7 protein-coding genes are annotated in these 7,929 nt (G+C 67.2%); 4 read left to right on the top strand and 3 right to left on the bottom strand.

The genetic code is table 11. From position 1 onward, the window contains the following. Both QOI01_RS15785 and QOI01_RS15780 read right to left on the bottom strand, forming a co-directional pair. A partial coding sequence (locus QOI01_RS15785) for an aspartate aminotransferase family protein (RefSeq protein ID WP_526382462.1) occupies window positions 1–1,195 on the bottom strand: 1,195 nt, incomplete at its 3' end. Continuing rightward, complete coding sequence (locus QOI01_RS15780) at window positions 1,192–1,713, bottom strand: Lrp/AsnC family transcriptional regulator (protein WP_526382461.1); 522 nt, start codon at window positions 1,711–1,713, stop codon at window positions 1,192–1,194. The genes QOI01_RS15785 and QOI01_RS15780, both read right to left, overlap by 4 nt. A 122-nt stretch (window positions 1,714–1,835) precedes the next feature. On the opposite strand from QOI01_RS15780, the gene QOI01_RS15775 reads away from it, so the two are divergent. From QOI01_RS15775 to QOI01_RS15765, 3 genes are read left to right on the top strand one after another with little or no spacing between them, the layout of a single operon-like run. Then, window positions 1,836–3,326, top strand: coding sequence for an aminobutyraldehyde dehydrogenase (locus tag QOI01_RS15775; protein WP_526382459.1), 1,491 nt, complete (start codon window positions 1,836–1,838; stop codon window positions 3,324–3,326). A gap of 25 nt (window positions 3,327–3,351) precedes the next feature. Beyond that, the gene (locus QOI01_RS15770) at window positions 3,352–4,554 is read left to right on the top strand and encodes an enhanced intracellular survival protein Eis (protein ID WP_526382457.1); all 1,203 of its coding nucleotides are present in this window, start codon (window positions 3,352–3,354) and stop codon (window positions 4,552–4,554) included. A gap of 13 nt (window positions 4,555–4,567) precedes the next feature. Then, complete coding sequence (locus tag QOI01_RS15765; RefSeq protein ID WP_526382455.1) at window positions 4,568–5,716, top strand: NAD(P)/FAD-dependent oxidoreductase; 1,149 nt, start codon at window positions 4,568–4,570, stop codon at window positions 5,714–5,716. Here QOI01_RS15765 and QOI01_RS15760 read toward each other — a convergent pair. Further along, entirely contained in the window at window positions 5,713–6,417 is a 705-nt protein-coding gene (locus QOI01_RS15760; protein ID WP_526382453.1) for a branched-chain amino acid ABC transporter permease, read from the bottom strand. The genes QOI01_RS15765 and QOI01_RS15760 overlap by 4 nt on opposite strands. 452 nt (window positions 6,418–6,869) lie before the next feature. Between QOI01_RS15760 and QOI01_RS15755 the strand changes: the two genes are divergently transcribed. Beyond that, window positions 6,870–7,547, top strand: a complete 678-nt coding sequence (locus QOI01_RS15755) for a TetR/AcrR family transcriptional regulator (RefSeq protein ID WP_526382451.1) — start codon at window positions 6,870–6,872, stop codon at window positions 7,545–7,547. Window positions 7,548–7,929: the final 382 nt, after the last annotated feature.

The raw sequence follows: 7,929 nt of genomic DNA, 5'->3' as shown, positions 1-7,929 counted from the left end.
CGGCGTCGAAGGTCTGCTTGGTCGCTTTGTCTTTCACCAGCTCGATGCCGAAGAAGTACCCCTCGCCGCGGACGTCGCCGACGATCGGCAGGTCGTACAGCTTCTCGAGGGTGGCCCGGAAGGCGGGTGCCATCTCCTTGACGTGATCGTTGATGCCCTCGCGTTCGAAGATGTCCAGATTGGCCAGCGCCACCGCGGCGGACACGGGATGTCCGCCGAAGGTGTAGCCGTGCCCGAACGTGGTCTTGCCGTCGTTGAACGGCTCGAACAGCCGGTCGCTGGCGATCATCGCGCCGATCGGGGAGTAGCCCGACGTGAGGCCCTTGGCGCAGGTGATCATGTCCGGCACGTAGCCGAAGTCGTCGCACGCGAACATCGACCCGATGCGGCCGTAGGCGCAGATCACCTCGTCGGAGACCAGCAGCACATCGTACTCGTCGCAGATCTCACGCACCCGCTCGAAGTACCCGGGCGGCGGCGGGAAGCAGCCGCCCGCATTCTGCACCGGCTCGAGGAACACCGCGCACACGGTGTCCGGGCCCTCGGCTTCGATGGCCTCGGCGATCCGGTCGGCGCAGTAGCGTCCCCATGCCTTGATGTCGGTGTCGAAGGGCTCCGGCGCCCGGTAGAAGTTGGTGTTCGGCACCCGGAACCCACCGGGGGTGAGGGGCTCGAACGGCGCCTTGAACGCCGGCAGTCCGGTGATCGCCAGTGCACCCTGTGGGGTGCCGTGATAGGCGATCGAGCGCGAGATGACCTTGTACTTTCCAGGCTTGCCGGTCAGCTTGAAGTAGTTCTTCGCGAGTTTCCACGCGGTCTCGACCGCTTCGCCGCCGCCGGTGGTGAAGAAGACCCGGTTCAGGTCACCCGGTGCGTAGTTGGCGATCCGCTCGGCCAGTTCGATCGCCGGAGGCGTCGCGTAGGACCAGAGCGGGAAGAACGACAGGGTCTCGGCCTGCTTTGCGGCTGCTTCGGCGAGTTCCTTGCGGCCGTGCCCGACCTGCACCACGAACAGCCCCGAGAGGCCGTCGATGTATTGCTTGCCCTTGTCGTCCCAGATGTGGACGCCCTCGCCGCGGGCGATGATCGGCGGTGTGATGTCGTCGCCGTGGCGGGCGAAGTGCCCCCAGAGGTGGCGCTTGGCCTTGGCGGCCAGGTCGGTGGAAACTGCTGGATCTGAATCGATGAGTGTCATCTAGTGCCCCAATTGTATTGCTGTTTGACGAGTTTGAGGTAAACCAAAGTCTCGGTGGATATCACCCCTGGGATGGCGCGGATCTTCGTGTTGAGTAGGTCGAGCAGGTCGCCGTCGTCCTCGCAGACCACCTCGACGATGGCGTCGAACGAGCCGGCGGTGAGCACGACGTAGTCGACGGACTCGATGACGGCCAGCTTGTCGGCGATCGTGGTGGTGTCTCCCGTACAGCGGATGCCGATCATCGCCTGGCGCGCGAAGCCGAGTTGCATCGGATCGGTGACTGCGACGATCTGCATGACGCCGGCGTCGACCATGCGCTGGACGCGCTGGCGGACGGCGGCCTCGGACAACCCGATCGCCTTCCCGATGCCGGCATAGGACCGTCGTCCGTCCTGCTGCAGCTTTTCGATGATCGCCTTGGACAGTTCGTCGAGCTGGAAGGCGGCGCCGGGACGAGAATGGCTGATTCGCAGCGAGACGGCGCCGATGACGGGTTGAGCACCCTGATCGACCATGCCCACGATTGTGCACGGAATCCGTCGTCGCAGGCAACCACAACCATGAAATCGTTCGTTCAATACGGTCGTCACCGCGGTAATGCGTAGCCCGTGCGACGGTGCTCCGCTAGTTTTGAGGCATGACCGTGGCGAGCAGCTGGATCGACGGCGCCGATGTGAAGACCAGCGGCGAGGTGCATCGGGTGGTCGATCCGGCCACCGGAAACGTGGTTGCCGACTACGCGCTGGCGACGCCGGCCGACGTCGACCTGGCGGTGACGTCCGCGCGCAAGGCCCTGCCCGGCTGGTCGACGGCTACTCCCGCGGAACGATCGGCGGTCCTGGCCAAACTGGCTCACCTCGCCGCCGAGCACGCCGAAACGCTGGTGGCCGAGGAGGTCAGCCAGACCGGTAAGCCGGTGCGGCTGGCACGGGAGTTCGACGTGCCGGGCAGCGTGGACAACATCGACTTCTTCGCGGGCGCCGCCCGTCACCTCGAGGGCAAGGCGACCGCCGAATACTCGGCCGACCACACGTCGAGCATCCGGCGGGATGCGATCGGCGTCGTCGCGAGCATCACGCCGTGGAACTATCCGCTGCAGATGGCGGTGTGGAAGGTGCTGCCCGCGTTGGCTGCCGGCTGCACCGTGGTGATCAAGCCCGCGGAGGTCACGCCACTGACGACGCTGACGCTGGCCCGGCTCGCCAGCGAGGCAGGCCTGCCCGACGGCGTCTTCAACGTCGTCACCGGCGCCGGCGGTGACACCGGTACCGCATTGGCCGGGCACCGCGACGTCGACCTGGTGACCTTCACGGGTTCGACCGCCGTCGGGCGCAAGGTGATGTCGGCCGCCGCCCAGCACGGCCATCGCACTCAGCTCGAACTCGGCGGCAAGGCACCCTTCCTGGTCTTCGACGACGCCGACCTCGACGCCGCCATTCATGGCGCGGTCGCGGCGTCGCTGATCAACACAGGACAGGACTGCACGGCAGCGACGCGGGCCATCATCGCGCGCCCCCTGTACGACGACTTCGTGGCGGGCGTCGGTGAGCTGATGAGCAAGATCGTCGTCGGCGATCCGCACGATCCCGACACCGACCTCGGCCCGCTGATCACCACGGCGCACCGGGCCAAGGTCGTGGGCATCGTCGACCGTGCGCCAGCCGAGGGTGGGCGGATCGTCACCGGCGGCTCGGCTCCCCAGGGGCCCGGCTCGTTCTACCGGCCCACCCTGATCGCAGACGTCGACGAGCGTTCGGAGGTCTACCGCAACGAGATCTTCGGCCCGGTGCTGACGGTGCGCGCGTTCACCGACGACGACGACGGCATCCGGCAGGCGAACGACACGGAATACGGGCTGGCGGCGTCGGCGTGGACGCGCGACGTGTACCGCGCGCAACGCGCCTCGCGGGAGATCAAGGCCGGTTGCATATGGATCAACGACCACATTCCGATCGTCAGCGAGATGCCGCACGGCGGCGTCGGCGCCTCGGGCTTCGGCAAGGACATGAGCGACTATTCGTTCGAGGAGTACCTCACCATCAAGCACGTCATGAGCGACATCACTGCCAGTGCCGAAAAGGATTGGCACCGAATCATATTCACGAAGCGCAGCGGAGCTGAATCATGACCGAAGTCAGCAAGCGTTGAGACGCGTGACCGTTCCCGCTCCTTTGACCCTGCGTGACGTCACCGACGCCGACTGGCCAGGGGTGGCACTGTTGGCCGCCACGAGCTACGGCTCGTTCTGGCACGCGGAGACCCTCGCCGCTTGGCGGACCCTGATGCCGCCCGATAGCTCGGTGGTCGTCAGCGACTCCGACGACGTCATCGCGATGGCGCACTACGTCGACATGAAGCTCACGGTGCCCGGCGGTGCGGTTCTGCCGGCCGCCGGGATCACCTGGGTGGGTGTCGCGCCGACTCATCGCAGGCGCGGTCTGCTGCGGGCCATGTATACCGAACTGCACCAGCGCTTCGCCGATGCGGACTACCCGATCGCGGCGCTGACCGCCACCGAGGGTGGCATCTACGGACGCTTCGGCTACGGGCCGGCCACCACCGAGACGGAGCTGACGCTGGACCGCCGCTTCGCCCGGTTCCACCACGACGCAACGGATCCCGGCCAGGTGCGGGTCGTCCGGCCCCGCGAACACCGTGACGACTTCGCCGGGATCTACGACCGCTACCGCCGACACACGCCCGGGGGCCTGGATCGACCCCTGCCGCTTTGGGACGACCTGTTGGCGGACTGGGAGGACTCGCGCGGCGGCGGCACGAAGTGGTGCTCCTTCCTGCACCCGGACGGCTATCTGCTCTACCGGGCGTACCGGGGCAAGTCGAGAGACATTCGCGTGGAGGAGTTCACCGCGGCGACCCCCGAAGCGCACACCGCGTTGTGGCGCGCACTGCTGGGCCTGGATCTGGTCGAGACGATCACCGTCGCCAGTCATCCCGCCGACCCGTTGCCCTACCTTCTGACCGACTCGCGTCTGGTGCGCACTACGGCGTCGGAGGACGCCCTGTGGCTACGCATCATGGACGTGCCCGCGGCGCTGCAAGCCCGCACCTATCAGGCAGACATCGACACCGTCATCGAGATCGGCGACGGATTCCGTTCCGACGGAGGACGATTCGCGTTGGAAATCCGCGGCGGGAAAGCGCGTTGCGCGCCAACGGATGCGTCAGTGGAGTTCGTGATGGACCTCGACGTGCTGGGCAGCCTGTATCTCGGCGCTCATCGAGCCGCGACCCTGGCGGCGGCCAATCGCATCCGGGGCGGCAGCGCCGAGACGTTGGCAGGCCTGGATGCCGCCTTCCGAAGTGACGTTCCGGCGCAGCTCGGTTTTCACTTCTGATGGTGGTGGCGTCGTGAAGTGCGTGGTGATCGGCGCTGGCGCGTGGGGTCTGCCCGCCGCAGCCGAACTGGCTCGACGCGGACACCGGGTCACACTCGTCGATCGTTACGGCGCGCTCAACGCGATGTCCTCCTCCCTTGGGCCGACGCGGTTGTGGCGATTGGCCGATCCCGACCCGGCCCGGGTCCGCTTGGCCGTGCGGGGCGTCGAGGCCATGCAGCGGCTCGCCGATCGCGCAGGCGTGTCCGTGTTCGAGACTCGAGGTCTGCTGTGGCGTGACGACCAGTCCCTGGTGCCGCTGGTGTCCACGCTGGAACAGGTGGGCGTGCACCACACGGCGATCCAGTCTGCCGACGTGGGCCGGTTCTTTCCAGGATTGCGACCCGACGGGCGTGACGCCGTCTGGCAGCCGGAGGCGGGCATCGTGCTCGCGGCCGCCTCATTGCATGCGCAGCTCAGGTTGTTCGAGAGCGCTTCCGGTGCAACGGTTCTGATCCGAAGGGTGACGGACGTCGAGTTCGCCTCGGGTGGCGTTCGGGTGGCGATGGCCGATGGCACGGTCATCGATGCCGACGTCGCCGTCGTCGCTGCGGGTCCCGGTGCCGGGGCGCTGCTCGCTCGGCTTGGCGTCGACGTCGCGACGCATCCCTATCTCGAGCAGGTGGTCCACTTCGGTGACCCCGCGCGGCCCGGCGCGACCGACCGGCTTCCGTGTCTGTTCGACGGGCCCGACGACCACCGAGCGGGCATCTATGCGATGCCGTCGCCCGGCGTCGGATACAAGGTCGGCCTGGACGTCCCGCTGCGCGACTACCGCGACGGCGACCTGGACCGGACACCCGACCCCGCACGCACGGCAGCGATCCGGGAACGCGTGCGGTCGGACCTCGCTTCTGTCGTGCCGACCGTGCTTGATGCGCAGGTCTGCTCCTGGACCGACTCACCCGACGGTCGGTTCGTGGTGGACCGGCTCGACGGCGGAGTGGTCATCGCCTGCGGTGACTCCGGTGAGGGCTTCAAATACTCCGCATTGATGGGCGAGGTGCTCGCCGATCTCGCCGAGGGGCGCACGCCGGACGCCGACGTCGCGGCCCTGTCGCGGGCGCGCTTTGCGGGGGGAGTGCCCGAGAGGTCAGGGCCCCACGTGTTGGGCAGGCACTAGCCGCCTCGTGGTGGCATCGCGGGATCGTCGACGTCGCCCGCGTCGATCCAGTCGTCGAGACGCCTCCGGTACTTCCCCGGCGAGCGCGACGATGCCGCGGGCACGGCGACGATCATCACCAGGAGGATCAGCCCGAGCACGATTAGGCGTGCGTCGGGCCAGCTGTGCAACCGCGCCTGGACGAACGCCATGATCACCGTGCCGACGACCGGTCCCATGACCGTCCCGAGGCCGCCGACCACCAGCATCGTCACCAGGAGGGTCATGGGGGCCAAGCCCATGAGTGTCGGTGCGACGACGCTGAAGGCGAAGGCGTACACCGCACCTGCGACACCTGCGAAGAATCCCGCCACCCCGAAGACGACCATCTGCAGCACCCGTGGGCCGATGCCGCGCGCGGCCGCCAGCGTCGGGTTGTCCCGCAGCGCAACGAGTCCGCTGCCCAGCGGAGAACGCATGATGGCGAAGATCGCCAGACCCGTCATGATCGCGACGTCCATCGCGATCGCATAGTGCAGGCGGTCACGTGTCAGCGCGTCCACTGAGTCGAAGCCGAATCCCGCGAATCCGGACAGACCGAACGTGCCACCGGTGAGCCCCGTGCCGTCGGCGATGATCAGCAGGCGGACCACCTCGCCGAAGCCGAATGTCATGAGGGCCACGTAGATACCGCGCAGCGGGAGCGCGGGCAGCGACAGCAAGGTGTGCGACGAAAATGATGGCGATATCGATCTCGAGCCAGAAATCCGCATGACCGACGGCGATGGCCTGGCCGGCCCCGGTTGCCCCTCGTGAATCGACGGTCAGCGACCCGGGGCGAGGTCGGCGGCGCGCGATCGGGGAACTGGTTGGCCGGCCGTCGAACTCGAAACGGTCCGCCGCCCGGTAGGCCGCGACTGATCTCGGTCACCGGGGTGGTCTCGTAGATGGTCATTCCGAGGCGCTCGACGGCGTCGGCTAGTGCAGGCCGAGGCTTGGGCAGGCCGATCTGCTACCACCAGAAGGACACGTCGCGGTTGACCGTCACGACATACCCCCACCGGTTGCGGGTCGGTGACCGAACAGGCGTACTCCTCCGTCGACGCGATCCTCGTCCAAGTCCGTCAGCTTCAGTATGCGGGTGGCGCGGAACGGCGTGTGTCACAGTTGATCGGTGAAGTACGGCAAGGACTGGGAGCCGAAGACGGTCGACTGGTCCTCGACGCGGGGCCGCATCCTGCTCGCGTCATCGATTCTGTTCGCCCAGCGTGGCTACTTCGGCACGTCGACGCGCGACATCGCCGACGCCGTTCGGATTCGCCAGCCCTCGCTCTTTCACCACTTCCAGGCCAAGCACGAGATCTTCCGGGCCCTCGTCGAACTCGATCTCGGGCCGTCGATCGGCCGGATGAACCAGCGCCTCGACGAGCCGTCGAGCTGGGCCGAGAAGCTCCACCTCGCCATCGCCTGCGACGTCCGAGAGATCCTGGTCCAGCCGTTCGACGCACGGGGCCTGTATCAGGATGCCGTCCTCGCGCTCGACGACTTCGCGGCCGAGCGGGAGGGCATCGCGTTGTTCCACGACCAGATCGAACGCGTCATCGACCGGGGCAGCGACACCGGTGAATTCGTGCCGTGTGAACCAAGTTTCGTGGTACGCGCGATCAACGGCACGCTGTTCGAGACGCTGCGTGAACAAGGTGGTCCATCCGGACCCACGCGACGCGAGCGCCCATTGCAGGCGGCCGACTTCGTCGTGCGGTCCCTGCTGGTCGACCAGTCCCGGCTGCCTGCCATCCGGAAAGTCACGCGGACCAGGCTCCGCGATCTCGAACTGACCACCGTTCGCTGACCGCCGCGGGCACCCGCATCGAGTGTGCGGTGGAGTCGCGAACGCGGCCGAATCCGCGATCACCCAGGACTTTCGGTGATTGATCGGCGCGTTCAGCTCGTGAAGGCTGCGTTAATGGTGTTACGAGTTCGGTCAAATGATTCCCTATCGGCCGATAGTGCCCTATCGTTCGATAGGACGACCGGTGTGACCTGGCATACACCCGGCTGAACAGCTGACATCTGGAGGAAAAGGTGAAGACCACATTGATCGCCGGGCTTGCCGGCGTGGCGCTCTTCGGGCTCGTGGGTTGTTCGTCGTCACCCGACGAAGCGGCGCCGAGTCCAACGGGCCCGGCGAAGGTGCAGCCGCCCGCGATCCTCGACGCGGGCACACTCACGAT

It is taken from the genome of Mycobacterium sp. (assembly GCF_032162605.1).
GTDB lineage: Bacteria > Actinomycetota > Actinomycetes > Mycobacteriales > Mycobacteriaceae > Mycobacterium.
Note: the sequence above shows the minus strand (reverse complement) of the source record. Positions and strands in the feature narration are given on the sequence as shown.